Origin of the sequence: Saccharothrix sp. CB00851 (assembly GCF_001905065.1) — a bacterium.
Taxonomy (GTDB): domain Bacteria; phylum Actinomycetota; class Actinomycetes; order Mycobacteriales; family Pseudonocardiaceae; genus Actinosynnema.
In genome coordinates this window covers 18,122-40,908 of record NZ_LWLC01000005.1, presented here as the reverse complement: position 1 = coordinate 40,908, position 22,787 = coordinate 18,122, and the positions used below count along the sequence as shown (strand labels likewise).

Annotated in this window: 26 protein-coding genes; 19 read left to right on the top strand and 7 right to left on the bottom strand. The window is 71.3% G+C overall.

Annotation, left to right across the window (positions count from 1 at the left end):
* Positions 1 to 2: 2 nt before the first annotated feature.
* The 8 genes from A6A25_RS07415 (at position 3) to A6A25_RS07380 (ending at position 8,120) form a co-directional block, all read left to right on the top strand.
* Positions 3 to 275, top strand: coding sequence for a hypothetical protein (locus A6A25_RS07415; protein WP_073887131.1), 273 nt, complete (start codon positions 3 to 5; stop codon positions 273 to 275).
* A gap of 206 nt (positions 276 to 481) precedes the next feature.
* A complete protein-coding gene (locus A6A25_RS07410) occupies positions 482 to 1,480 on the top strand; it encodes a hypothetical protein (protein WP_143193005.1) in 999 nt (332 codons plus the stop codon).
* 77 nt (positions 1,481 to 1,557) lie between these two features.
* Entirely contained in the window at positions 1,558 to 3,063 is a 1,506-nt protein-coding gene (locus tag A6A25_RS07405) for an aldehyde dehydrogenase family protein (RefSeq protein ID WP_073887127.1), read from the top strand.
* Between the two features lie 222 nt (positions 3,064 to 3,285).
* The gene (gene dhaK / locus A6A25_RS07400; RefSeq protein ID WP_073887126.1) at positions 3,286 to 4,287 is read left to right on the top strand and encodes a dihydroxyacetone kinase subunit DhaK; all 1,002 of its coding nucleotides are present in this window, start codon (positions 3,286 to 3,288) and stop codon (positions 4,285 to 4,287) included.
* Positions 4,287 to 4,913, top strand: coding sequence for a dihydroxyacetone kinase subunit DhaL (gene dhaL / locus A6A25_RS07395; RefSeq protein WP_073887124.1), 627 nt, complete (start codon positions 4,287 to 4,289; stop codon positions 4,911 to 4,913). The genes dhaK and dhaL overlap by 1 nt, the downstream gene beginning before the upstream one ends.
* Positions 4,910 to 5,566 (top strand): dihydroxyacetone kinase phosphoryl donor subunit DhaM, encoded by a 657-nt coding sequence (gene dhaM, locus A6A25_RS07390; RefSeq protein ID WP_073887122.1) that lies wholly within the window; start codon positions 4,910 to 4,912, stop codon positions 5,564 to 5,566. The genes dhaL and dhaM overlap by 4 nt, the downstream gene beginning before the upstream one ends.
* Positions 5,567 to 5,700: 134 nt before the next feature.
* Positions 5,701 to 7,479 (top strand): 3-hydroxyacyl-CoA dehydrogenase family protein, encoded by a 1,779-nt coding sequence (locus A6A25_RS07385; RefSeq protein WP_073887120.1) that lies wholly within the window; start codon positions 5,701 to 5,703, stop codon positions 7,477 to 7,479.
* 59 nt (positions 7,480 to 7,538) lie between these two features.
* Positions 7,539 to 8,120: a DUF3558 family protein gene (locus A6A25_RS07380; RefSeq protein ID WP_073887312.1), complete on the top strand. Its 582-nt coding sequence runs from the start codon at positions 7,539 to 7,541 to the stop codon at positions 8,118 to 8,120.
* A 534-nt stretch (positions 8,121 to 8,654) separates the two neighbouring features.
* Here A6A25_RS07380 and A6A25_RS07375 read toward each other — a convergent pair.
* Positions 8,655 to 8,858 carry an FmdB family zinc ribbon protein gene (locus A6A25_RS07375; RefSeq protein WP_143193004.1) on the bottom strand — a complete coding sequence of 68 codons (204 nt, stop codon included), beginning with the start codon at positions 8,856 to 8,858 and terminating at the stop codon, positions 8,655 to 8,657.
* 5 nt (positions 8,859 to 8,863) lie between these two features.
* Complete coding sequence (locus A6A25_RS07370) at positions 8,864 to 9,241, bottom strand: hypothetical protein (protein ID WP_073887116.1); 378 nt, start codon at positions 9,239 to 9,241, stop codon at positions 8,864 to 8,866.
* A 91-nt stretch (positions 9,242 to 9,332) separates the two neighbouring features.
* Between A6A25_RS07370 and A6A25_RS07365 the strand changes: the two genes are divergently transcribed.
* Together A6A25_RS07365 and A6A25_RS07360 are read left to right on the top strand one after the other, a co-directional pair.
* Complete coding sequence (locus tag A6A25_RS07365) at positions 9,333 to 9,626, top strand: hypothetical protein (RefSeq protein ID WP_073887113.1); 294 nt, start codon at positions 9,333 to 9,335, stop codon at positions 9,624 to 9,626.
* Between the two features lie 326 nt (positions 9,627 to 9,952).
* Positions 9,953 to 10,711: an alpha/beta hydrolase gene (locus A6A25_RS07360; protein WP_241828539.1), complete on the top strand. Its 759-nt coding sequence runs from the start codon at positions 9,953 to 9,955 to the stop codon at positions 10,709 to 10,711.
* Here A6A25_RS07360 and A6A25_RS07355 read toward each other — a convergent pair.
* Positions 10,687 to 11,223, bottom strand: coding sequence for a GNAT family N-acetyltransferase (locus A6A25_RS07355; protein WP_073887111.1), 537 nt, complete (start codon positions 11,221 to 11,223; stop codon positions 10,687 to 10,689). The genes A6A25_RS07360 and A6A25_RS07355 overlap by 25 nt on opposite strands.
* A gap of 37 nt (positions 11,224 to 11,260) precedes the next feature.
* On the opposite strand from A6A25_RS07355, the gene A6A25_RS07350 reads away from it, so the two are divergent.
* A complete protein-coding gene (locus A6A25_RS07350) occupies positions 11,261 to 11,971 on the top strand; it encodes an alpha/beta fold hydrolase (protein WP_073887109.1) in 711 nt (236 codons plus the stop codon).
* 117 nt (positions 11,972 to 12,088) lie between these two features.
* On the opposite strand, the gene A6A25_RS07345 is transcribed toward A6A25_RS07350, so the two are convergent.
* Together A6A25_RS07345 and ccrA are read right to left on the bottom strand one after the other, a co-directional pair.
* Positions 12,089 to 13,339 carry a chromosome segregation protein gene (locus tag A6A25_RS07345; protein ID WP_073887107.1) on the bottom strand — a complete coding sequence of 417 codons (1,251 nt, stop codon included), beginning with the start codon at positions 13,337 to 13,339 and terminating at the stop codon, positions 12,089 to 12,091.
* 69 nt (positions 13,340 to 13,408) lie between these two features.
* Positions 13,409 to 14,722 carry a crotonyl-CoA carboxylase/reductase gene (gene ccrA, locus A6A25_RS07340; RefSeq protein WP_073887105.1) on the bottom strand — a complete coding sequence of 438 codons (1,314 nt, stop codon included), beginning with the start codon at positions 14,720 to 14,722 and terminating at the stop codon, positions 13,409 to 13,411.
* Between the two features lie 213 nt (positions 14,723 to 14,935).
* Between ccrA and A6A25_RS07335 the strand changes: the two genes are divergently transcribed.
* Entirely contained in the window at positions 14,936 to 15,298 is a 363-nt protein-coding gene (locus tag A6A25_RS07335; protein ID WP_073887103.1) for an SPW repeat protein, read from the top strand.
* Positions 15,299 to 15,458: 160 nt separating this feature from the next.
* Positions 15,459 to 16,016: a TetR/AcrR family transcriptional regulator gene (locus A6A25_RS07330; protein ID WP_073887101.1), complete on the top strand. Its 558-nt coding sequence runs from the start codon at positions 15,459 to 15,461 to the stop codon at positions 16,014 to 16,016.
* Here the strand turns inward: A6A25_RS07330 and mce are convergent.
* Positions 16,013 to 16,447, bottom strand: coding sequence for a methylmalonyl-CoA epimerase (gene mce / locus A6A25_RS07325; RefSeq protein ID WP_073887099.1), 435 nt, complete (start codon positions 16,445 to 16,447; stop codon positions 16,013 to 16,015). The two genes, A6A25_RS07330 and mce, sit on opposite strands and share 4 nt — an antisense overlap.
* 124 nt (positions 16,448 to 16,571) lie before the next feature.
* Between mce and A6A25_RS07320 the strand changes: the two genes are divergently transcribed.
* The 4 genes from A6A25_RS07320 to A6A25_RS07305 are packed head-to-tail and all read left to right on the top strand — an operon-like array spanning position 16,572 to position 19,810.
* Positions 16,572 to 17,759, top strand: coding sequence for an acetyl-CoA C-acetyltransferase (locus tag A6A25_RS07320; RefSeq protein ID WP_073887097.1), 1,188 nt, complete (start codon positions 16,572 to 16,574; stop codon positions 17,757 to 17,759).
* Between the two features lie 4 nt (positions 17,760 to 17,763).
* Positions 17,764 to 18,729, top strand: a complete 966-nt coding sequence (gene meaB, locus A6A25_RS07315; protein ID WP_073887095.1) for a methylmalonyl Co-A mutase-associated GTPase MeaB — start codon at positions 17,764 to 17,766, stop codon at positions 18,727 to 18,729.
* The gene (locus A6A25_RS07310) at positions 18,726 to 19,310 is read left to right on the top strand and encodes a hypothetical protein (protein WP_073887093.1); all 585 of its coding nucleotides are present in this window, start codon (positions 18,726 to 18,728) and stop codon (positions 19,308 to 19,310) included. The genes meaB and A6A25_RS07310 overlap by 4 nt, the downstream gene beginning before the upstream one ends.
* Entirely contained in the window at positions 19,307 to 19,810 is a 504-nt protein-coding gene (locus A6A25_RS07305) for a hypothetical protein (protein WP_073887091.1), read from the top strand. The genes A6A25_RS07310 and A6A25_RS07305 overlap by 4 nt, the downstream gene beginning before the upstream one ends.
* On the opposite strand, the gene A6A25_RS07300 is transcribed toward A6A25_RS07305, so the two are convergent.
* Positions 19,807 to 20,649 (bottom strand): arylamine N-acetyltransferase family protein, encoded by an 843-nt coding sequence (locus A6A25_RS07300; protein ID WP_241828538.1) that lies wholly within the window; start codon positions 20,647 to 20,649, stop codon positions 19,807 to 19,809. The genes A6A25_RS07305 and A6A25_RS07300 overlap by 4 nt on opposite strands.
* 112 nt (positions 20,650 to 20,761) lie before the next feature.
* Between A6A25_RS07300 and A6A25_RS07295 the strand changes: the two genes are divergently transcribed.
* Both A6A25_RS07295 and A6A25_RS07290 read left to right on the top strand, forming a co-directional pair.
* Positions 20,762 to 21,160: a pyridoxamine 5'-phosphate oxidase family protein gene (locus A6A25_RS07295; protein WP_073887089.1), complete on the top strand. Its 399-nt coding sequence runs from the start codon at positions 20,762 to 20,764 to the stop codon at positions 21,158 to 21,160.
* Between the two features lie 46 nt (positions 21,161 to 21,206).
* Complete coding sequence (locus A6A25_RS07290; protein WP_083668109.1) at positions 21,207 to 22,787, top strand: sensor histidine kinase; 1,581 nt, start codon at positions 21,207 to 21,209, stop codon at positions 22,785 to 22,787.

Genomic DNA, 22,787 nt, shown 5'->3' with positions numbered 1-22,787 from the left:
TCGTGGCGCGCAAGGCCGGTCTGTTCGACCTGCGACTGGTGATCGCGATGCTGTTCGCCATCTACGGCGTGGTGCTGTTGGTGGTCGGACTCGGCTTCACCGACGAGGCCGACCTGACCAAAGCGGACGGGTTGAACATCAACCTGTGGACCGGGATCGGCATGATCGCGCTGGCGGCGGTGTTCGTCACCTGGGCGACCCTGCGGCCGGTCATCGTGCCCGAGGACGGTGAGGGCACGGGTACCGCGCGCGGTGGCGGTCAGCGCCTCGGGTAGACCGGGTTGAACGCCTCGACCGTCCAGGTGTCGAGCCAGCGGACGGCGCGTCGGATGCGGCTGCGCATGCGATGGTCCTTTCGTTGGTTTCGGCTTGGTCACCAGGGTCAGCGCGTCGATCTTCTGAATCGTTCCCGAAGGCCGTCGTGAGGACGGACACAGGGTTCGTGCCACGAATGGCGGAGTCGGTCGCTACCGTGCACCACGTGCCCCGTCTCGTCGCCGTGTTGAGCTTGATCCTGCTGCTGGCCGGCTGTGCCGGGGCGGATCTGGCCAAGCAGAGGTTCCCGCGCACCACGATCCCGGCCGACGCCGAGAACGTCACCGACCCGACCGGGTCGAGCAGGCCGCCCGCACCGCCCGCGGACGGCGAGCCGGTCGACCCGGCGTTCGCGGCCGACGAGCTGCGCCTGACCGACCCGTGCGAGCTGCTGGACGAGGACGTGCTGAAGCGGTTCGGCACGCCCGGTGACCGGTCGCGCGGCGGGTTCAGCCGGTGCTCGAACTTCATGAAGGACAAGAACGGCAAGGACCTCGCGGTCACGGTCGAGATCGGCCAGACCATGACCACCGAGCTGAAGAAGGCGGACAAGCAGCTCGCCGGCCTGCGCAGCTACGAGCAGGTGCTGGAGAACAGCGCGTGCTTCGTCTCGGTCATCACGCAGGAGGAGCCGGGTCTCGGCATCACGGTGCAGATCGGGTACGAGGACGGCGACGCGTGCGCGCCCGGCCGCGAGATGGCCGAGTCGGTGGTGAGGCAGATCAAGGACCGCGCGGCGACCCGCACGGCCGCCAAGGGCTCGCTGATCACGCTCGACCCGTGCGCCCTGCCTGAGAAGGCCGCGGTCGAAGCGGGCGCGGGCGCCGGTCACCGTGTGTACCCGTACGGGCTGCACCACTGCTCCTGGGTCGGCGACGACCGCGAGCTGACGCTGGCGTTCCGCGAGACCTTCATCCCCGACGACCACGAGTTCGACGACAAGCAGACCGAGGTCGACCTGGGCGGCGGCGTGGTCGGCTACCAGCTGTCCAGCAGCACGGCGTTCCCGTCCTGCGAGGTCACGTGGGTGCAGCTGGAAGGCGCGGACAACGACGGCGAGGTCGTCGAGGTCAAGTCGGCGGGCCCGAAGGCGTCCGAGTTCGACCGTTGCGCGACCGCCGTGGCCTTCGCCAAGTCGATCGTCGGCAAGATCCCGAAGGGCTGAACGGGGGCTGACATCACCCCCAGTTACCCGTTACTGTCGAGTAACACCCGCGTTCGTGCTTGTGCTTGGAGGGCCCGATGACGCAGACCGCTCCCACCACTCCGGCGCGGGCCGACGACGGGCAGCGGCGGTTCGCGTCGCTCGACCCCCGCACGGGTGAGGTCATCGGCCACCACGTGGTGGCGTCCGAGGAGGACGTCCGCGAGGCCGTCCGGGTAGCGCGGGGCGCCGCGGTGTTCTGGGCGGAGCTCGGGTTCGACGGCAGGCGGGCGCGACTGGACGCGTGGCGCAAGCTGCTGCTCAAGCGGTTGGACGAGTTCCAGGTGTTGATCAGCGCCGAGACCGGCAAGTCGGCCGACGACGCGCGGACCGAGCTGGCGCTGGTCATCGACCACCTGCACTGGGCGGCCAAGCACGCGCCGAAGGTGCTGGGCAAGCGCAAGGTCGCGCCCGGGATGCTCATGTACAACCACGCGGCGACGTTGGAGTACCGGCCGCTGGGCGTGGTCGGCGTGATCGGGCCGTGGAACTACCCGGCGTTCACCCCGATGGGTTCCATCGCGTACGCGTTGGCGGCGGGCAACGCGGTGGTGTTCAAGCCGTCGGAGTTCACGCCGGGGGTCGGGGTGTTCCTGGCGGCCACGTTCGGCGAGGTGGTGCCGGAGTTCCCCGTGCTGCAGGTGGTGACCGGGTTCGGCGAGACCGGTGCGGCGCTGTGCACGTCCGGGGTGGACAAGCTGGCGTTCACCGGGTCGACGCCGACGGGAAAGAAGGTGATGGCCGCGTGCGCCGCGTCGTTGACGCCGGTGCTGGTGGAGTGCGGCGGCAAGGACCCGTTGATCGTGGCGGAGGACGCCGACGTGCGGGCTGCGGCGGACGGCGCGGTGTGGGGCGGGATCTTCAACTCCGGGCAGACGTGCGCCGGGGTGGAGCGGGTGTACGTGGCGGACGCGGTGTACGACGAGTTCGTCGCGCTGGTGGTGGAGAAGGCGAAGAAGCTGCGGCCGGGTGGTGAGGCGGACGCGCACTTCGGGCCGATCACGATGCCCAAGCAGGTCGACGTGATCCAGTCGCACGTCGCGGACGCGTTGGAGCGCGGTGGGCGGGCGGTGGTCGGTGGGCTGGAGTCGATCCGGCCGCCGTACGTCGAGCCGGTGGTGCTGGTGGACGTGCCGGACGAGTCGACGGCGGTGACCGAGGAGACGTTCGGGCCCACGCTGGTGGTGACGCGGGTGGCCGACGCGGACGAGGCGGTGCGGCGGGCGAACTCGTCGGCTTACGGGTTGGGCGCGACGGTGTACTCGCGGAACCGGGGTGAGGAGCTGGCGGACAAGCTGCGGTGCGGGATGGTGTCGATCAACTCCGTGCTCGCGTACGCGTCCGTGCCCGGGTTGCCGTTCGGCGGGGTCGGGGATTCGGGGTTCGGGCGGATCCACGGGGAGGACGGGTTGCGTGAGTTCGCCTATGCGCACGCGGTGACGCGGAAGCGGTTCGGGGCGCTGCTGAACCCGATGACGTACGACCGGGGGTCTCGGACGATCCGGCACGTGGTGCGCCTGGTCCGCGTCCTCTACGGCCGCTAACGCCGCGTGTCCTACGTTCAGAACGCGTGAGTCCAACGTTCAGAACGCGTGAGTCCAACGTTCGCGGCGTGTGAGTTCAACGCTCAGGGTCGAGGTGAAGGCCGCGAGTTCGGCTCGATTCGACATGGGACCTTTGCGGTTCTTGAGGGTGTAGTTCCGCTTTCGGGGCCGGGTGCGGTGGAGTAGTAATGGGGTGATCAGCGTCGATCGGGAGGTCCACCCGTGAAGAAGATCATCAACGATCCGGCGACCGTGGTGGTCGACGCGTTGCGCGGGATGGCGCTCGCGCACGCCGACCTGCTGGAGGTCCAGTACGACCCGGCGGTGGTGGTGCGGGCGGACGCGCCGGTGCCGCGGAAGGTGGCCGTCATCTCCGGTGGCGGGTCCGGGCACGAGCCGTTGCACGGTGGGTTCGTCGGGCGGGGGATGCTCGACGCGGCCTGTCCCGGTGCGGTGTTCACGTCGCCGACACCCGATCAGGTGGCAGCCGCCGTGGCGCGGACCGACGGTGGTGCGGGCGCGTTGTTGATCGTGAAGAACTACACGGGTGACGTGCTCAACTTCGAGACCGCGGGCGAGTTGGCGGCGGCTGACGGCGTGGACGTGCGGACGGTCGTCATCGATGACGACGTGGCGGTGAAGGACTCGTTGTTCACGGCGGGGCGGCGTGGTGTCGGCGGCACGGTGCTGCTGGAGAAGATCGTCGGCGCGGCTGCCGAACGTGGCGTCGACCTCGACGGGTGCGAGGCGTTGGCACGGCGGGTCGTGGCGCAGGTGCGGTCGATGGGGTTGGCGTTGACGGCGTGCACGGTGCCGCACGCGGGCGAGCCGTCGTTCACGTTGGCCGACGACGAGATGGAGTTGGGCATCGGCATCCACGGGGAGCCGGGGCGTCGGCGGGTGCCGGTCTCCTCCGCCGAGGAGATGGTGGCGGCGTTGCTCGACCCGGTGGTGGAGGACCTGCCGTTCGAGGAAGGTGACCGGGTCCTGCTGTTCACCAACTCGATGGGCGGGACGCCGTTGATCGAGTTGTACTTGGCGCACGGGATCGCGGAACGGTTGTTGGTGGAGCGGGGTGTGGTCGTGGAACGGCGGTTGGTCGGGCCGTACATCACCAGCCTGGAGATGCAGGGGATGAGCTTGACGTTGTTGAAGCTGGACGACGAGATGCTCGAGTTGTGGGACGCGCCCGTGCACACCCCGGCGCTGCGGTGGGGCGTCTGATGGCGTGCACGGCGGAGTCGGTCGCGGAGGCGTTGCGGGCGGTGGCGGCGGTCGTGGTCGAGCACCGCGAGGAGCTGATCCGGCTGGACCGCGAGATCGGTGACGGCGACCACGGCGAGAACATGGCGCGCGGCTTCACGGCGTTGGTGTCCAAGCTGGACGAAGTGCCGTCGTCACCCGGCGCGGTGTTGAGGTTGGCGGCCACGACGTTGATCTCGACGGTGGGTGGTGCGGCCGGGCCGCTGTACGGGACGGCGTTCCTGCGTGCGGCGACGTCGGTGGGTGACGTGGCGGAGTTGGACGGGCCGGCGGTGGCGGCGGCGTTGCGGGCGGCGTTGGAAGGGGTCGTGGCGCGGGGCAAGGCGGCTGTCGGCGACAAGACGATGGTGGACGCCTTGACGCCCGCGGTGGCGGCGGCGGAGTCGGTCGCGGTCACCGGTGGTGGGGTGGCGGAGGTGTTGGGCGCGGCGGCCGACGCGGCGGAGATGGGCGCCGACTCGACGGTGCCGATGGTGGCGCGGAAGGGGCGTGCGTCGTACCTGGGTGAGCGCAGCGAGGGGCACCTCGACCCCGGCGCGCGGTCGACGGCGTTGCTGCTGCGGACGTTGGCCGGGAGGGCGCGGTGATCGGGCTCGTGGTGGTGTCGCACAGCCGGCAGTTGGCCGCGGGGGTCGCGGAGCTGGCCGGGCAGATGGCGCCGTCGGTGGCGATCGTGCCGTCCGGTGGTGACGGCGAAGGCGGGCTGGGCACGGATTACGTGGCGGTCGGTGAGGCCATCACGCGGGCCGATTCCGGTGCGGGCGTGGTGGTCCTGTTCGACCTCGGCAGCGCGAAGATGGTGGCCGACATGGCTGCCGAGGAGGCCGAGGGGTCGGTGCTCGTGGTGGACGCGCCGCTGGTCGAGGGCGCGGTGGCGGCGGCGGTGCGGGCGCAGGGTGGGGCGGGGTTGGCGGAGGTGGCCGCGGCGGCGTCGTCGGCCGGGTCCGTTTCGCCTGCCCCGGCGGCGGCCGGGGAGGTGGTTCGGGCCGAGGTGGAGTTGACGAACTCGGTGGGGCTGCACGCCCGGCCGGCGGCGTTGGTGGTGCGGGCGTTGGACTCGTTGGACGCGTCGGTGGTCGTGCGGTACGGGGACGAGGCGGCGGACGCCAAGAGCGTGTTGGCGTTGATGGGACTCGGTGCGCCCGGTGGTGCGCGGGTCGAGGTGGAGGCATCGGGCGCGGACGCGGCGGAAGCCGTGCGGAGGGTGGAGGAGCTCGCCGCGCGGCGGTTCGACGAATGAGCTGTTGAGACGTCCCTGGACCGATTACTTGCTCGATACCGATGGTGAAGCTCACGCGAACGCCGCGTGACGGCCGTGGGATAGTCGCGTCAAGTTACCGTCCGGTAGCCACTCCGGTGAGTGGGAGGTAAACAGTGACGCGCCAGTTCAGCACGGTCGGAGTCGTCGGTCTCGGCACGATGGGCGCCGGTATCGCCGAAGTCCTCGCCCGGACCGGCATCACTGTGGTGGCGGTCGACGTGGACGAGGCGGGGCTGGCCCGCGGTCGCGGCCACCTGGACCACTCGACGGACCGCGCGGTGGCGGGCGGCAAGCTGTCGGCCGACGAGCGTGACGCCACGTTGGGCCGCATCTCGTACGCCACCTCGTTGGACGCGTTGGCGGACGTGGACCTGGTCATCGAGGCGGTGCCGGAGCGGATCGAGCTGAAGGCGGCGGTGTTCGCCGAACTGGACCGGATCTGCGGTCCGGACACGGTGTTCGCGTCGAACACGTCGTCGCTGTCGATCACCGAGATCGGTGTCCACACCGGACGGCCGGGCAAGGTCGTCGGAATGCACTTCTTCAACCCCGCGCCGGTGTTGAAGCTGGTCGAGGTGATCCGCACGGTTGTCACGGAACCGGACGTGGTGACCGACGTGGTGGCGTTCGCCGAGGGGGTGGGCAAGACGCCGGTCGTCATCGGCGACCGGGCCGGGTTCATCGCCAACGCGCTGCTGTTCGGGTACCTCAACCACGCGGTGCGGATGTACGAATCCCGTTATGCGACAAGGGAAGACCTCGACGCGGCCATGCGGTACGGGTGCGGCTACCCGATGGGCCCGTTGGCGGTGCTCGACCTCATCGGGTTGGACACCGCGTACGAGATCCTGGACACGATGTACCACCAGTCGCGCAACAGGCTGCACGCGCCGGCGCCGCTGTTGAAGCAGATGATCACGGCGGGGCTGCTGGGGCGCAAGAGCGGGCGCGGTTTCTACACCTACGACGGGCCGGACTCGCCGGTCGTCGTGCCGGACGTGCTGACGCCGGTCGCCTCGGCGGACGGTGAGGCGGCGCGCGAGGTGCAGCGGGTCGGCGTGATCGGCACCGGGACCATGGCCACGGGGATCGTGGAGGTGTTCGCCAAGCGCGGGTACGACGTGGTGCTGCGGGCGCGGTCGGAGGACAAGGCCGCCGCGGCGGTGGGCAAGGTGCGCAAGTCGTTGGAGAAGGCGGTCTCGCGCGGCAAGTTGTCGGAGGCGGACCGGGACGCCGCGCTGGCCCGGGTGTCGCCGGTGGTCGACTTCGCGGACCTGGCCGACTGCGACCTCGTGGTCGAGGCGGTGGCCGAGGAGCTGTCGATCAAGAAGGCGGTGTTCGAGGCGCTGGACGAGGTGTGCAAGCCGGGTGCCGTGCTGGCGACCACGACGTCCTCGCTGCCGGTGATCGAGTGCGCCGCCGCGACCTCGCGACCCGGTGACGTCGTCGGCCTGCACTTCTTCAACCCGGCGCAGGTGATGAAGCTGGTCGAGGTCGTGGGGACGATCTCGACGTCGGCCGACGTCGTCGCCACCGCCCGTCGGGTGTGCCTCGACCTGGGCAAGGTGCCGGTGCACTGCGGCGACCGCGCCGGGTTCATCGTCAACGCGCTGCTGTTCCCGTACCTGAACGACGCGGTGAAGATGCTGGAGGCGCACTACGCGTCGGCCGACGACATCGACAACGCGATGAAGGTCGGCTGCTCGTTGCCGATGGGGCCGTTCGAGCTGCTGGACGTGGTGGGGTTGGACGTGTCGCTGGCCATCGAGCGGACCCTGTACCTGGAGTTCCGCGAGGCGGGCTTCGCCCCCGCGCCGCTGCTGGAGCACCTGGTGAAGGCCGGTCGGTTGGGGCGCAAGACCGGCAAGGGGTTCCGCGACTACGCGGCCTGAGGGACGCGTTGTGCGGGCTGATGGCGTGGCGGGTTTCGGCGTTTGGCATCGTGGTCACCATGCGGCGTGTGGTGATCTCGCTCCTGGTGGCGGCGTTCGGTCTGACGAGCGCCTGCGCGTACACGGTCAACGGCACCCCGGTGGCGGAGCAGGTGCTCGACGTCGACCCGCCGTTCACGTCGGCCAAGCCCACGCCGACGGGCTCCGCGGACCCGTCCCGCGAGCCGACCGGGGACGTCGGTGACATCTGTGCGTTGATCGGGTGGAAGGACCTGCCCTACGACGTGCCGGACAAGGACGCCGAGCCGACCGAGACCGGCTACGACACGTCGTTCGACCAGTCGTGCAAGTGGCAGACGTCGGTCGGCTCGCTGGACGTGGGCGTGACCCTGCGGTTCCGCGAGGGGCGGGCGATCACGCTGGAGCAGAGCAACGGCGAGTTCGACCTGGGTGACCGGAAGGTGACCTACTTCGACCGGACCACGGACACGTCGGTGCAGCCGTCGTGCGTGCTGGTGATGGACTACGCCGGTGGCGGCATCGGGATCATCGTGATCGACGGCTCGGCCCGCTTCGGCGCCATCTGCGACCAGGGCAAGAAGGTGGCCCAGGTCCTGCTGGAGAAGGAACCGACCAGCTAACCCGCTCACCGCCGCGAACCGCCCCGACCCCTGCGGTTCCGCCGGCCGCATTCCTGTCAGCCGCGCTCCGGCCCACTCCGCGCAGGGCGGCGGTGCCGGGTGGTGGACGGCGGTGCCGGGTGGTGGACGACGGTGGCGGATGCTGGCGGTGCCGGGCAGCGGCGTTCAGCTCAGCGCCGAGCACCGCAGCCGCCCAGCTTCCGCCGCCCGGCCATACTTGCCCGGCTTCCGCCACCCAGTCGCCCGGCCGCCGAGCCGCAGCCGCCCAGCCGCCGCAGCCGCCCAGCCGCCGCAGCCGCCCAGCCGCCGCAGCCGCCCAGCCGCCGCAGCCGCCCAGCCGCAGCTGCTCAGCCTTGGCCCAGCCGCAGCCGCCGAGCCTCAGCCGCTCAGCCGCCGCAGCCGCTCAGCCGCAGCCGCTCAGCCTCGGCTCAGCCTCGGCTCAGCCTCGGCTCAGCCGCGGCCGCCCGGCTGTGGCCGCCAAGCCGCCCCGGTTGTAGCCGCCTGGGCGTAGTCGTCTGGTGGGGGCGTTGTGGGTCAGCTGCAGCAGCCGCCGCCGCAGCATCCGCCACCGCCGCCGGCGGGCGCGTTGGCTTTGCCGCTCAGGCCGGCCATGGAGAGCAGCTTGACGGTGTCGTCGTGGCCGTTCGGGCACGGCGCGGGCGCGGAGGCGTCGTCCATCGACCGCTTCACGTCGAAGGTCGAGCCGCACGCCTTGCAGCGGAATTCGTAGGTTGGCACGTCGCTCATTGTCCCCGGCGCGACGGTGCCAGCACCAGCAAGGGCACCCCAACTGCTGACACCGCGGCGAGCAACGTCAACAACGGCAGGCCGTGCACCCAGCCCAGACCGACGGCGGCCAGGTGGGTGCCGGTGAACGTGGCCACCCACATCCGCGAGCTGGGGCGCAACCACACCGGCGCCAACGCCGACAGGGCTGTGACCAGCATCAACATCGTCGTGCCGAGCAGCACGCCCTGCCGGAGCCCACGCGGCTGGCCGACCGGCACATCGGCCTCCTGAAGCTCCGGCCGCACCTCGCCACCGGGAACGACGTCCGGCGGCGACGGCTCGACCAGCAGCCCGCGCACCACCGGCACGAGCGTGACGGCCACCTCGGTCATCAGGAGAAGGGTCAATACGACCCGTTGCCACTTGCTCACCCAGTGGACCGTAGGCGATCACCCAGGGCGAGCCCGGATACCCTCGTTCCTCGTGCCACGCCGTAACCGCCCGCAACGCCCGGACGAGCCCTCACCCATCGGTGGGCACGGCTGGGCACGGGCCGAGAGCGCCCCGGACGGCGAGTGGCTGGTGCGCACCGTCTCCGGCAACGCCACCACCAAGACCTACCGCTGTCCGGGCTGCGACCACGAGATCCGCCCCGGCACCCCGCACGTCGTAGCCTGGCCCGCCGCCGACTACGGCTCGGTGGAAGACCGCCGCCACTGGCACCAGGGCTGCTGGTCGTCGAGAGGTCGACGCGGCCCCACCACCCGCCGCTGGTAACGCTCCGTACCGGCCGCCCGGAAGCCCACGACAGAGCCTCGCCGGTACCCAACCGGTTTGGTGGGAGGTCCGGCCCGTCCGCCGCCCGGCAAGCCGCCGAACGCCGGCAGGGTTCGGTCAAGGACGCCACCACCCGCGATGCCGGTGGTGCGGCTTGCCGCCCGTCCGGCCAGCGGGCCGCAGGGTGTGGGCCCGAGCTGCCGGCCCCAGTCGCCGAGCCATCGGCCCCAGTCGCCGAGTTGTCGGCCTCGAGTTGCTGGCCACGGGTCGGTGGGTGCTGTGGCGATGGGTGCGGTGGTCGGGTTGGGTGGTGGGACGATGTTGTTGTGGGTGGTGAGGTTTCGATCAAGGCCAACACCGTGCTGCCGGCGCGTCGGGAAGCCGTGACATTGCGGACGGCAGATGGGTTGGCGTTGGTCGGTGAGTTGGCGTTGCCGGTGGACCGGGAGCCGTTGGCCACCTTGGTGTTGTTGCACCCCTTGCCGACGCACGGCGGGATGATGGACTCCCACCTCTACCGCAAGGCCGCTTGGCGGTTGCCCGCGTTGGCCGGGCTGGCGGTGTTGCGGTTCAACACCCGGGGCACGGTCAGTGCGGCCGGGCGCAGCGAGGGGGCGTTCGACCACGCCGTGGGCGAGCGGCTGGATGTGGCCGCCGCCCTGGCGTTCACGGCCGAACGTGGGCTGCCCTCGGTGTGGCTCGTCGGCTGGTCCTTCGGCACGGACCTCGCCCTGATGCACGGGTGCGAGTCGATGGTCCGAGGCGCCGTGTTGATCTCACCTCCTCTTCGGTGGAGCAAGGCCGAGCACCTGCACGCGTGGGCACGTGCGGGCAAGCCGGTGGTGTGCCTGGTGCCCGAGTTCGACACCTACCTGCCACCGGCCGAGGCCAGGCGGCGGTTCGGCGAGAGCATCCCGACCGCGGACGTCATCGACTTCCCCGGCGCCAAGCACCTCATGGTCGGGCATGCCGAAGAGGTGCTGGACGCGATCGTGTCCGCGGCCGTGCCCGAGGTGCCCACGCCGTTGCCGCGCACCTGGTCCGGCCCCCACGAGCAGCATCAGGTGACCATCGTGACCTCCTGAGGCCGCCAGATCAGCACCGGACCCACGTCGGTCCTGCTCTCGCCCACGTGCGCGAAGCACAGCTTCTCCGCCACGCGCTGGGAGGGCGCGTTGTCGGGGTCGGTGCTGATCGTGACCGGGCGGTCCGGCCGGACGCGGCGTGCCCAGTCGACGGCCGCGCGTGCCATCTCCGGTGCGTAGCCGCGCCCCCAGCGCCGGGGGCGGAACCGGTAGAACAGGTTCAACGTCGCCTCGCCGTCCAGGTCGTGGTGGCGCAGGCCGCCGAAGCCGATGACCTCCCCGGTCTCCGGCAGCTCCACGGCCCAGTACCCGATGCCGTCACGCGCCCAGTGCAGCTGCCACTCGGCCAGCATCTTCGCCGCCTGCTCCGCCGACGGTGGCCCCGCCGGGTTGCAGCGGTTCGTCTCCGGATCGGACAGCACCGCGATCGCCGCGCGCACGTCACCCGGGCCGACGCGCCTGAGCAGGAGGCGGTCGGTGCGCAGCTCGTCCGGTTCCGGGGTGGAGGTCATGCGACGAAGCTAGCCGGGGGGTCCGACAATTCCGGGTGTGGAACCTGCTCCGATCGTCCTGCTGCACGCCTTCCCGTTCGACTCACGGATGTGGGACGGAGTCCGTGACCTGCTGAAACCGATCACGCCGGATCAGCGCGGCGCCGATCGTTCACCCGATCTGGTGGCTGTGGCGGACGACGTGCTGCGGTTGCTCGACGAGCGCGGGGTCGAGCGGGCGGTGCTCGGCGGGTGCTCCATGGGCGGGTACGTGGCGATGGCCGTGCTGCGGCGGGACCCGTCCAGGGTGGCCGGGCTCGTGCTGGCCGACACGCGTGCCGGTGCCGACACCGACGAGGCGCGGGCGAACCGGCTGGCGATGGCCGCACGGGTGGAGGCGGAAGGCCTCGGCTGGGTGCCGGACACCGTCGTGAGCGGGCTGCTCGGGCCCGCGGCGGACGAGGCCGTGATCGGGCGGGTGCGGGAGTTGATCCTCGACCAGGACCCGGCGGAGGTGGTGTGGGCGCAGCGGGCGATGGCCGCGCGGCGCGACTCGGCCGACGTGCTGGCGCAGGTCGACGTGCCGGCGTTGGTGCTGGTCGGGGAGCACGACACGCTCACACCGCCCGCGTTGGCCCGTGAGCTGGCCGGGATGTTGCGGCACGGCGAGTACGTCGAGCTGCCTGGCGTCGGCCACTTGACGCCGCTGGAGGCGCCGGACGCGTTCGCCGCCGCCGTGCTCGACTGGCGACGGCGTGCCGGGGTCTGACCGCCTGTCCTGAATGTTGAATTCAGGGGTCCTGAACGTACGACTCACGCGACGCGAACGTACGACTCACGCGACGCGAACGTAGGACACGCGCGTTCTGGAGGTAGGACACGCGGGTCAGCGCTTGGTGGTTTGGGGTTTCGGGCGGGCGATTTTCTGGGTCGGGCCGTCCGGGGAGGGCTTCGCCGAGGCCGCGGGGGCGGGTTCGGTGGAGCCCTGGTTGGGCGGTGACTGCGGCTTCGGGGAGGGCTTCGCGGCGGTGGCGCCCGAGGAGGCCGAGGTCGGGGAGGCCGGGGTCGGGGAGGCCGGGGTCGGGGAGGCCGGTGCTGGTGCGGGTTCCGCGGCGGCGGGGGCCGGAGGCTTCGGGCGTTCCTCCTCCAGCGGGTCCAGGAGGGGGGTCACGTCGTGCAAAGCGGAGCTGACGGCGTGCAGCTGCTGGGACAGGCGGTTGCGGAGCTGGCGGAGGGCGTCCACCTTCTGGCTCGCCTGGGTGACGCGGCGGTTCGCTTCCTCCGTCGCCTCGCGCACCCGGCGGTTCGCCTCGTCGGTCGCCTCCTGCACGCGCGCCGTCGCCTCGCTGATCGAGTCGTGCCGGCGGCGGTTGGCCTCCTCCGTCGCCTCGCGCACCAACCGCTGCGCCTCGGCGTTCGACGCGGCCTGCTCCTGCTGGATCTGGGCACGCACGCGCGCCGCTTCCTCCGCCGCCTCGCGCAACCGCCGCTCGGCTTCGGCCTTCGACGACGCCTCCTGCTCGGCCAGCGTCTTCATCGACTCGACCCGCCGGGCCGCCATCGCGATCTCGAAGTCCTCCTCGACCGTGGTGCGGCGCTGCAGCGACTCCTCGTCCAACCGCGCCGCCTCGGCCCGCGCCTCGCCCACGATCCGCTCGGCCTCGGCGCGCGCGGTCTCCAGCACGCCCCGGTGCTCGGCCTCCATCTCGGCGCGGCGCTGGTCCAGCTCGGCGATCAGCTTCTCGTACCGGGTGCGCAGCACCCCCGCGTCGGCCTCGGCCTTGGCGCGGATGTGCCCGCCCTCGGCCTCGGCCCGCGCCTTGATCTCGTTCGCCTCGTCCTGCGCGAGCCGCAGCATCCGCTGCAACCGCTCGCTCAGGCCCTCCAACGTGGTGGGCGGCAGCGACAGCCGTTCCACCTGGCCGCGCAGCTCGGCGATCTCCGACCGGGCCGCTTCGAGCTGCCGGGCCAGGTCGTTGGTCTGCGACACCGCCGCGTCCCGGTCGGCCGCGAGCAGGCGCAGGTCGGAGTCGAGGCGTTCCAGGTGGTCCTCGACCTGGGCGCGGTCGTACCCGCGCTTGACGATGTCGAAGCCGGATCCCAGGGGGACGAGGTCACGGTCGTCGGCGAGGCCCATGCCGCTCACGCTACCCGCTCCCGATGTGCGGCGGTCACCCGAGCGCCGCACATCGGGAGTGATTTCGCTTTAGACGCCCCGGAAACGGTTGATCTTGTCCAGGTGCGCGGCCCGCAGCTCGTGGTCGCGCACGCCGAGCCCTTCCTCGGGCGCCAGCGTCAGCACGCCGACCTTGCCCTGGTGGACGTTGCGGTGCACGTCGTGCGCGGCCTGCCCGGTGTCCTCCATCGAGTACACCTTGGACAGTGTCGGGTGGATCTTCCCCTTGGCGATCAACCGGTTGGCCTCCCACGCCTCCCGGTAGTTCGCGAAGTGCGAGCCGACGATCCGCTTGAGGTGCATCCACAGGTAGCGGTTGTCGTACTGGTGCATGTACCCGCTGGTGGACGCGCACGTCACGATCGTGCCGCCCTTGCGCGCCACGTACACCGACGCGCCGAACGTCTCCCGGCCCGGGTGCTCGAACACGATGTCCGGGTCGTCGCCGCCGGTCAGCTCGCGGATCTTCGCGCCGAGCCGCTTCCACTCGCGCACGTCCTGCTCGTGCTCGTCCTTCCAGAACTTGTAGCCCTCGGCGCTGCGGTCGATGATCAGCTCGGCGCCCATGCGCCGGCAGATCTCGGCCTTCTCCGGCGACGAGACGACGCAGATCGGGGTCGCGCCGCCGTTCAGCGCGAACTGGGTCGCGTAGGAGCCGAGGCCACCGGACGCACCCCAGATCAGCACGGTGTCGCCCTGCTTCATGTTCGCGCCGTTGGCCGACACGAGCTGCCGGTAGGCGGTCGAGTTCACCAGACCGGGTGACGCCGCCTCCTCCCACGTCAGGTGGGCGGGCATCGGCATCAGCTGGTTGGCCTTGACCAGCGCGATCTCGGCGAGACCGCCGTAGTTGGTCTCGAAGCCCCAGATCCGCTGCTCGGGGTCGAGCATGGTGTCGCTGTGCCCGTCCGGGTGCTCCAGCTGCACGTCGAGGCAGTGCGCGACGACCCGGTCGCCGGGCTTCCACGTGTTCACGCCGGGCCCGGTGCGCAGCACCACGCCCGCCAGGTCCGAGCCGACCACGTGGAACGGCTGGTCGTGTCGGCCGCCGTACTTCTTCAGGAACGCGAACGTCGGCAGCGGCTCGAAGATCGAGGTCCACACCGTGTTGTAGTTGATGGCGCTGGCCATCACGGCCACCAGTGCCTCGCCCGGGCCGAGCTCCGGCGTGGCGATCTCGTCCACGTGCAACGAATTGCGCGGGTCCTTGTCCTTGGTCGCGAGACCCTCGAACATCTTGACCTCGTCGGCGTGCACCGTCACGCCCCGGTAGCTCTCCGGTACGTCCAGCGATCCGATCGCGTCCAGTTCGTCCGCGAGGATCGCGTCGAGGATCTTCTGCACGGCGTTCCCTCCCAATGGGGGCTTGGGGGATGGTCGGTGTGGCGGGCTCTAGAGGTCCACGCAGGTGGCCGGAGGTTACCCACGGGTAACCGATTCAGAACCCGAGCTGTGAGCCACCGCACTGGGTTTTCGCCCGATCGGCGCACCTTGACCGGGCGGCCAACCAAGCGGACCATCGGAGACGTCCGATTGATGAGGACGGAGGTACGAGTCATGGCAAAGGCGTGGACCAGGTGGCAGGACTGGGCCGAGGTCGTCATCGGCGTCCTGGTGCTGCTCTCGCCCCTGGTGGTGGAGACGACCACCGGGGCCATGTGGACGATGATCGTGCTCGGCGCACTGATCGCCATCGACGGCCTCGCGTCGCTCGCGATGCCCGGGATGGTGTACGGCGAGTGGTTCCAGATGGTCCTGGGCGCGCTGCTGTTCATCTCCCCGTGGGTGATGGGCTACAGCGACCTGATGGCGGCGTCGTGGATCTCGTGGATCGGCGGCGTGCTGACCGTCGCGGCGGGCGCCATGGCGGTCCCGCTGGCGAACGCGGCCCACGGTCGCCGGGTGGCCGGCACCGCCTGAGAGTGACGGAACAACCGCGAGGTCGCGTCGTTCGCTCGCGACTCAATTGCCGGCGATCACGCTTTTCGATCGTCGGCAATTCAGGCGCGAGCGAACGACTTCCGGGCGACCGAGCCGCCGTCTGCGGAGCAGCGGCAATCCAACACGGGAGGCACGGGAATTGGCAGAGGACTCGTCGGCCCGGGAACGGATCCTGCAAGCGGCCGAGGAGTTGTTCGCCGAGTCGGGTTTCGACGCGACGCCGACCTCGCGCATCGCCGAACGGGCCGCCGTGCCCAAAGGGCTCGTGCACTACTACTTCCGCCGCAAGACCGACCTGCTGGCGGCCCTCGTGCAGCGCCTGCCGGACGGCAACGTCGACGCGCGCCGGGTCGTGGTCGTCGGCGACATCGCGGAGAGCCTGCGCAGGCTCGTCGCCGCGCTGGACGCCAGGCTCAACGCGTCACCGCTGCTCAGCCACCTGCTGTGGCGCGAGGCGGACACGCACAAGGCGGTCCGCGACGCGTTGCACGAGCGGTACGAGTCGGTGGTGCGGCAGATCCGCAACGTGATCATCGCCGCCGGTGGTGCGGCGGTGGCCGCGAAGGACGTGGACAGCGCCTCCGCGCTGCTCGCGCTCGCGGTAAGCTACCGGCACTCGGTGGCCAGGCACGCGCCGGGCGACGACCGGATGGACCTTGAACTGTCGTTCGTGGCCGCCGCCCTGGAGCGGCCTTAGCGAGGCTCCACCAGTTCCACCAGCACGCCGCCGGCGTCCTTCGGGTGCACGAAGTTGACCCGGCTGTCGGACGTGCCGCGCCGAGCCTGGTCGTACAGCATCCGCAAGCCCTTGGCGCGCAGCGCGTCCGCCGCCGCGTCCACATCGGACACCCGGTAGGCCAGCTGCTGCAGCCCCGGCCCGGACCGGCCGATGAACTTCGCGATGGTGGACTCCGGGGTCAGCGGCGCGAGCAGCTGCACGGCCGCGCCCGTGCCGTCGTCGCCGGGTGCGCGCAGCATCGCCTCGCGCACGCCCTGCTCCTCGTTGACCTCCTCGTGCGCGACCTCCAGCCCGAAGTGCTCGCGGTGGAACGCGATCGCGGCGTCCAGGTCGGGCACGGCGATGCCGACGTGGTCGATGGCGGTGACGAATCCGCGGAGTTCTTCCATGCCTCGCAGGCTAGTGGCCGAATCGGTGCAGGTCCCGCTGTGCGACGCCTCACACGGCTACTCTGCGGTAACCGTGGGTATCGTGGCGAGTTAACAACCGCTTACACCCGCTGTGGAGGCTGCTGTGTCCGGTTCCGTCATCGTCGCCGGGGCCCGTACCCCGATGGGGCGACTGCTCGGATCGTTGAAGGACTTCTCCGGCGCCCAGCTCGGTGGCGTCGCGATCAAGGCGGCCCTGGAGCGGGCCGGTGTCGCGCCCGAGCAGGTGCAGTACGTGATCATGGGCCAGGTGCTGACCGCCGGCGCGGGCCAGATCCCGGCGCGGCAAGCCGCGGTGAACGCGGGCATCCCCATGTCCGTGCCCGCGCTGACGATCAACAAGGTGTGCCTGTCCGGCATCGACGCGATCGCGCTGGCCGACCAGCTCATCCGCGCCGGCGAGTTCGACATCGTGGTGGCGGGTGGTCAGGAGTCGATGACCCAGGCGCCGCACCTGCTGCCGAAGTCGCGCGGCGGGTTCAAGTACGGCGACGTCTCGATGCTCGACCACATGGCCCACGACGGCCTGTTCTGCGCGTTCGACCAGGTGGCGATGGGTGCCTCCACGGAGAAGTTCAACGCCCGCTACGGCCTGACCCGCGAGGAGCAGGACGCGTTCTCCGCCCGGTCGCACCAGCTGGCCGCCAAGGCGGCGGAGAACGGGATCTTCGGCGAGGAGATCGCGCCCGTCGCCATCCCGCAGCGCAAGGGCGACCCGGTGCTGTTCGCCGAGGACGAGGGCGTGCGCGGCGACACCACCGTGGAGACGCTGGCCAAGCTGCGCCCGGCGTTCGCCTCCGACGGCACGATCACCGCGGGCTCGGCGTCGCAGATCTCCGACGGCGCGGCGGCCGTGGTCGTGATGAGCAAGGCCAAGGCCGAGGAGCTCGGCCTGACCTGGCTGGCCGAGATCGGCGCGCACGGCGTGGTCGCCGGTCCGGACGCCAGCCTGCACGAGCAGCCCGCGAACGCGATCAAGGCCGCGTGCGCCAAGGAGGGCATCGACCCGGCCGACCTGGACCTGGTCGAGATCAACGAGGCGTTCGCCGCGGTCGGCGTGGTCTCCACCCGTGAGCTGGGCATCGCCGAGGACAAGGTCAACGTCAACGGCGGCGCGATCGCGCTGGGCCACCCGATCGGCATGTCGGGCGCCCGGATCGCGCTGCACCTGGCGCTGGAGCTGAAGCGCCGCGGTGGCGGCGTCGGCGCGGCGGCCCTGTGCGGCGGCGGCGGTCAGGGCGACGCCCTGATCGTCCGCGTGCCTAAGGTCTAGAGGTGTGGCCCGCACCGTTGACGTAGCCGAACTGGTCGACCGCGCGCGAGAGGGACAGCCGCGCGCGGTCGCCAGGCTGATCTCGCTGGTCGAGGACGCCAGCCCGCAGCTGCGCGAGGTGGCGGGCGCGCTGGCCCCGTTCTGCGGGAACGCGCAGGTCATCGGCTTGACGGGTGCTCCGGGCGTCGGCAAGTCCACGTCCACGTCGGCGCTGGTCGCGGCCTACCGGCGGCGCGGCAAGCGGGTCGGGGTGCTGGCGGTGGACCCGTCGTCGCCGTTCTCCGGCGGCGCGCTGCTCGGCGACCGGGTGCGGATGGGCGAGCACGCCACCGACCCCGGTGTGTTCATCCGGTCCATGGCCACCCGCGGCCACCTGGGCGGGCTGTCCTGGGCCACGCCGCAGGCGCTGCGCGTGCTCGACGCGGCGGGCTGCGACGTGGTGCTGGTCGAGACGGTCGGCGTCGGCCAGTCCGAGGTCGAGGTGGTGTCGCTGGCCGACACCACCGTGGTGCTGCTCGCGCCCGGCATGGGCGACGGCATCCAGGCCGCCAAGGCGGGCATCCTGGAGATCGCCGACGTGTTCGTGGTCAACAAGGCCGACCGGGACGGCGCCGACCAGACCGCGCGCGACCTCAAGCACATGATCTCGCTGGGCCGCCGCGAACGGGAAGGCGGCCGGTGGCGGCCACCCGTGGTGAAGACGGTCGCGTCCCGCGCCGAAGGGCTGGACGAGGTCGTGGACGCGATCGACGCCCACCACGCGTGGCTCGCGGACCGCGGTGAGCTGGAACGACGCCGCGCCACCAGGGCGGCGGGCGAGATCGAGGCCATCGCGCTGGAACGGCTGCGTTCCCGGATCGGCGGCTTGCGCGGCGCGTCCGCGCTCGAAACCCTGGCCAAACGGGTCGTGGCGGGTGAGCTGGACCCCTACGCTGCGGCTGATCGACTGGTCGAGGGGGTGGGGGCATGACGACGCCGGTGGTGATCGACATCGGCAGGCGGGACACCCGTCGGGTGCTGATCGGGGGCACGGTGACCGGTGTGCTGGGGGTGGTGGCACTGGTGGGCGCCGTGACGGCGTACGCGGACGGTGAAGGGGTCGGCGGCACGATCGGGCTGGTCATCGGGTTGGCGTTCACGGGCATCGCGCTCGGCGCGGTCGTCAACTGGAAGAGGATCTCCCGGCCGCGCAAGCTCGTGCTGGAGATGCCCGGCGTGCGGTGGGACGACCCGGCCGGCACGCCGTGGGCGGTGGCCTGGCCCGAGTTGGGCGGGGTGCGGATCTCCCGGACCAGGGAACGGGTGTTCCACCCTTCCGACGCGGTGGTGCGCAAGACCATGGTGCGGCTGGACCTGCTGCCCGCCGACCCGTCGACCTTCCGGGCGCGACACGCCGACATGGCGCACCTGGCCCGCCAGGACGGCGTCTACCGGCTCCCGCTGGGTGATGCGGCCGCGTTGATCCCGGTGGTCGAGCGGGCCGTGCTTGGATTCGCACCGCACCTGTACCGCGGAGTGCAGGACGAGGGCTTCACGGTGGGGTTGGCATGAACGAGATCGAGATTCCCTTCGGCAACAGGACCGAGCGGCGGGTGGCCCTGGCCGTCCAGCTCGGCCTCACGCTCTTCGGCGTGCTGCTGATGTTCCTGTCCTACGCCGACGGCCACCTGGCGGCGATGTTCGTCGGACCGGTGGTGGCGCTGGGCGGCCTGGTCGGCGGCGGCGTGTGGCGGGCGAGCGCCCGGCCGCGCCGGCTCGTGGTGGAGCACCAGGGCCTGCGCTGGGACGACAAGGGCCTGTCGTGGGCGGTGCCGTGGTACGAGCTGGCCGGGGTCGCGCTGGCGCGCGGCGGTGAGAAGCAGGCGCTGTGGCTCACCCTGGTCCCGAACGACCCGCAGGCGTTCCAGGCCACCTACCGACGCATCCCGCACAACGTGCACGGCCACTGGATCAAGCTGTACGACGACATCGGCGCCGAGATGCTGGACCTGGCGCTGCGGCGGTACGCACCGCAGCTCTACCGGGGCTTCGTGCCGCACTTCGCCGGTTAGGTCGCCGCGCGGGCCAGGTGGGCCTCGTGCTGGGACACCGCCTTGCGCCACAACGGTTCCCGGTCGTGGGCGGCGACGACCAGCCCGAAGACGTCGGCCAAGGCGGCGAACCAGTCGGCCCGCTCGTCCAGCACGGTCTTGGTGGTCGTCGCCTCGACCCGGGCCAGGGTCAGCGCGCGCAGCACGTCCCAGCCACCGGCGTCGGTCCGCAGCACGCCGAACGTGCGCACGAACCCCGACTCGGGTGACGTGGACAGCTCCACGTGCGGGTCGACGAAGTGGTCCAGGCCCACCTCGTCGAACGTGAAGTGCATGGCGAAGAAGCTGCCGCGCACGTCGTGCCGCAGCCGCCACGCGCCGGGCGCGGCCGTCGACGGCCCCAGCTCGAACTCGAACGGACCCTGGCGGTGCACGCCCGCGCGCAGCGGCAACGGCGAGTGCAGGCCATCGCCCAGACCGGTGTCCACCAGCCAGATATCGTCGGAGTCAGGCAGATCACGGACGGTGAGCGCGAGGTGCTTGCGGCTGATGGTCGGCGCGGACTCCGGGGTCATCTGGACGCCGCCCGGGTGCCGCGTCACGTGGTAGCCGAGCGCGTGCAGCAACTCGGCGAACGCGCCGTTGAGGTGGAAGCAGTACCCGCCGCGGCCGGACAGCACGCGGGCCACCGAGTCACGCGGGTCCAGCGAGGTCACCCGGCCGAGCTGGATGTCGACCGACTCGTACGGCACCCGTTCCGCGAACGCCCGGTGCAGCCTGGTCAACGCCGCCACGCCGGGCGGTTCGGCGTCGGTCAGGCCGAGACGGCGCAGAAACGCCGTTACGTCCATTGGGTCCATCTGAAAATCCCCCATCCGGGTGGGACGCGTCGAAGCCGGGACTTCCGACTCTAGGCAAGGACGATCACAGCGCCGAACGTTTATGCCAGCGACCGGGTGACGAAGAGGTGCGATGTACGACTCCGCTGGACTTCAGGTCCTGTCCCGCGAGGAATGCCTGAAGCTGCTCGGCACGGCGGCCATCGGTCGCCTGGTCTACACCGACAGGGCGCTGCCGGTGGTGCACCCCGTCGTGTTCGTGCTCGACGGCGAGTGCGTCGTGCTGCGCGTGCCGGACGGCAGCGCCACCCTCGCGGCCCGTGACACGATCGTCGCCTTCCAGATCGACGACGTGGCGCCCGACCTGTCCCGCGGCTGGTCGGTGATGGCCGTCGGGCACGTCACCGAGGTCGAGGAGCAGGCGCGGCTGGTCAGGCTGCGGCAGTTGCCGCTGGCCTCGCGCGGGCACGGCCGAGGCGATCACTTCCTGGCGGTCGACCTGGAGGTCCTGTCGGGTCGTCGCATCCCCTAGGAGAAGGCGTTAACCTCGACACCTCCGACTCTTGAGGGTGGTCTGGGTGGCCGGAACCCCGGACGCGAACGCCGCGACGCGGCTGGACGGCCTGCTGCGCGAGCTGACCGACCGCACCACCGAGGTGGTCGTCTCGCAGGAGCGGCTGAGCAGGCTGCTGACCGCGGTGGTGTCGCTGGCCAGCGACCTGTCGCTGCCCGACGTGCTGCGCCGCATCGTGGAGTCCTCCTGCGGCCTGGTCGGCGCCCGGTACGGTGCGCTGGCCGTGGTCGGGCCGAACCGGCAGCTGCTGGAGTTCACCTACGACGACGGCCACCACAACACCGACTTCGAGAAGCACGGGGACGAGGCGACCGCGTTCGACCCGTCCGGGCCGGGGTTGCTGGGTGTGCCGGTGCACGTGCGCGGCGCGGTGTTCGGCAACCTCTACCTCAGCGACAAGGCCGACGGCTCCGAGTTCACCCGGGCCGACCGCGAGGTGGTGGTGGCGGTGGCCGCGGCGGCGGGCATCGCGATCGAGAACGCCCGGCTCTACGAGCAGTCGCGGCAGCGCGAGGTGTGGCTGCGCGCGTCCAACGAGGTGACGAACGCGCTGCTCACCGGCACCCCGGACCGGGACGCGCTGCGCCTGGTCGCGGTCCGCGCCCGGCTGGCCGCGGACGGCGTGAACGCGCTGCTGTCGCTGCCCGACCTGCAGGGCGAGCTGGCCGTGCGGGTGATGGACGGCGAGATGCGCGGGTTCGGCGAGGCGGGCCAGGGCGGTCCGGCGCACGAGGTGTTCGACACCGGCAAGGCGAAGGTGCTCGACGGGCTGCCCGGCCAGCCCAGGATCGGCCCGGTGGTGTTCGTGCCGCTGGCCGCGGGCGACCGGGTGCTGGGCGTGCTGATGGTGGCGCGGGCGCGCGGCCGGCGGGCGTTCGACGCCTCCGACGTGGCGCTGGTCGAGTCGTTCGCCCGGCAGGCCGCGCTGATCCTGGAGTTCACCAGGGCCACCGGTGCCGGACGGCGGCTGGCCGTGCTGGAGGACCGCGACCGGATCGCCCGCGACCTGCACGACCTGGTCGTGCAGCGGCTGTTCGGGCTCGGCCTGGGGTTGCAGAGCATGAACGGGCTGGTGGAGCAGCCGATGGTGGCGCAGCGGCTGGCGGACTTCGTGACCGAGGTCGACCAGACGATCCGCGAGATCCGCCGCACCATCTTCTCGCTGCAGGAACCGCCCGCGGGCGCCGCCGACCTGCGCGCGCAGCTGATGAAGGTGGTGCAGGAGTCGGCCAGGCTGCTCGGCTTCGAGCCCGCGCTGGCGATGGACGGCCCGATCGACTCGGTGGTGCCCGACCACGTGCGGCCGGACCTGCTGGCCACTCTGCGCGAGGCGCTGGCCAACGCCGCCCGGCACGCGTCGGCGAAGAACGTCGAGGTCGAGGTGGTGGTGGACCGGGCGGCGACGAACCTGCGGCTGGTCGTGCGCGACGACGGTGAAGGCCTGCCGTCCGGGCGCAACAGGCACACCGGCGGCCTGGTGAACATGGCGGCGCGGGCCGCGAGGTGGGACGGTTCGTGCCAGGTCGAGTCGGCCGGGGGCCGGGGTGTGACGCTGACGTGGTCCGTCCCGTTGGTATCGGTGTAG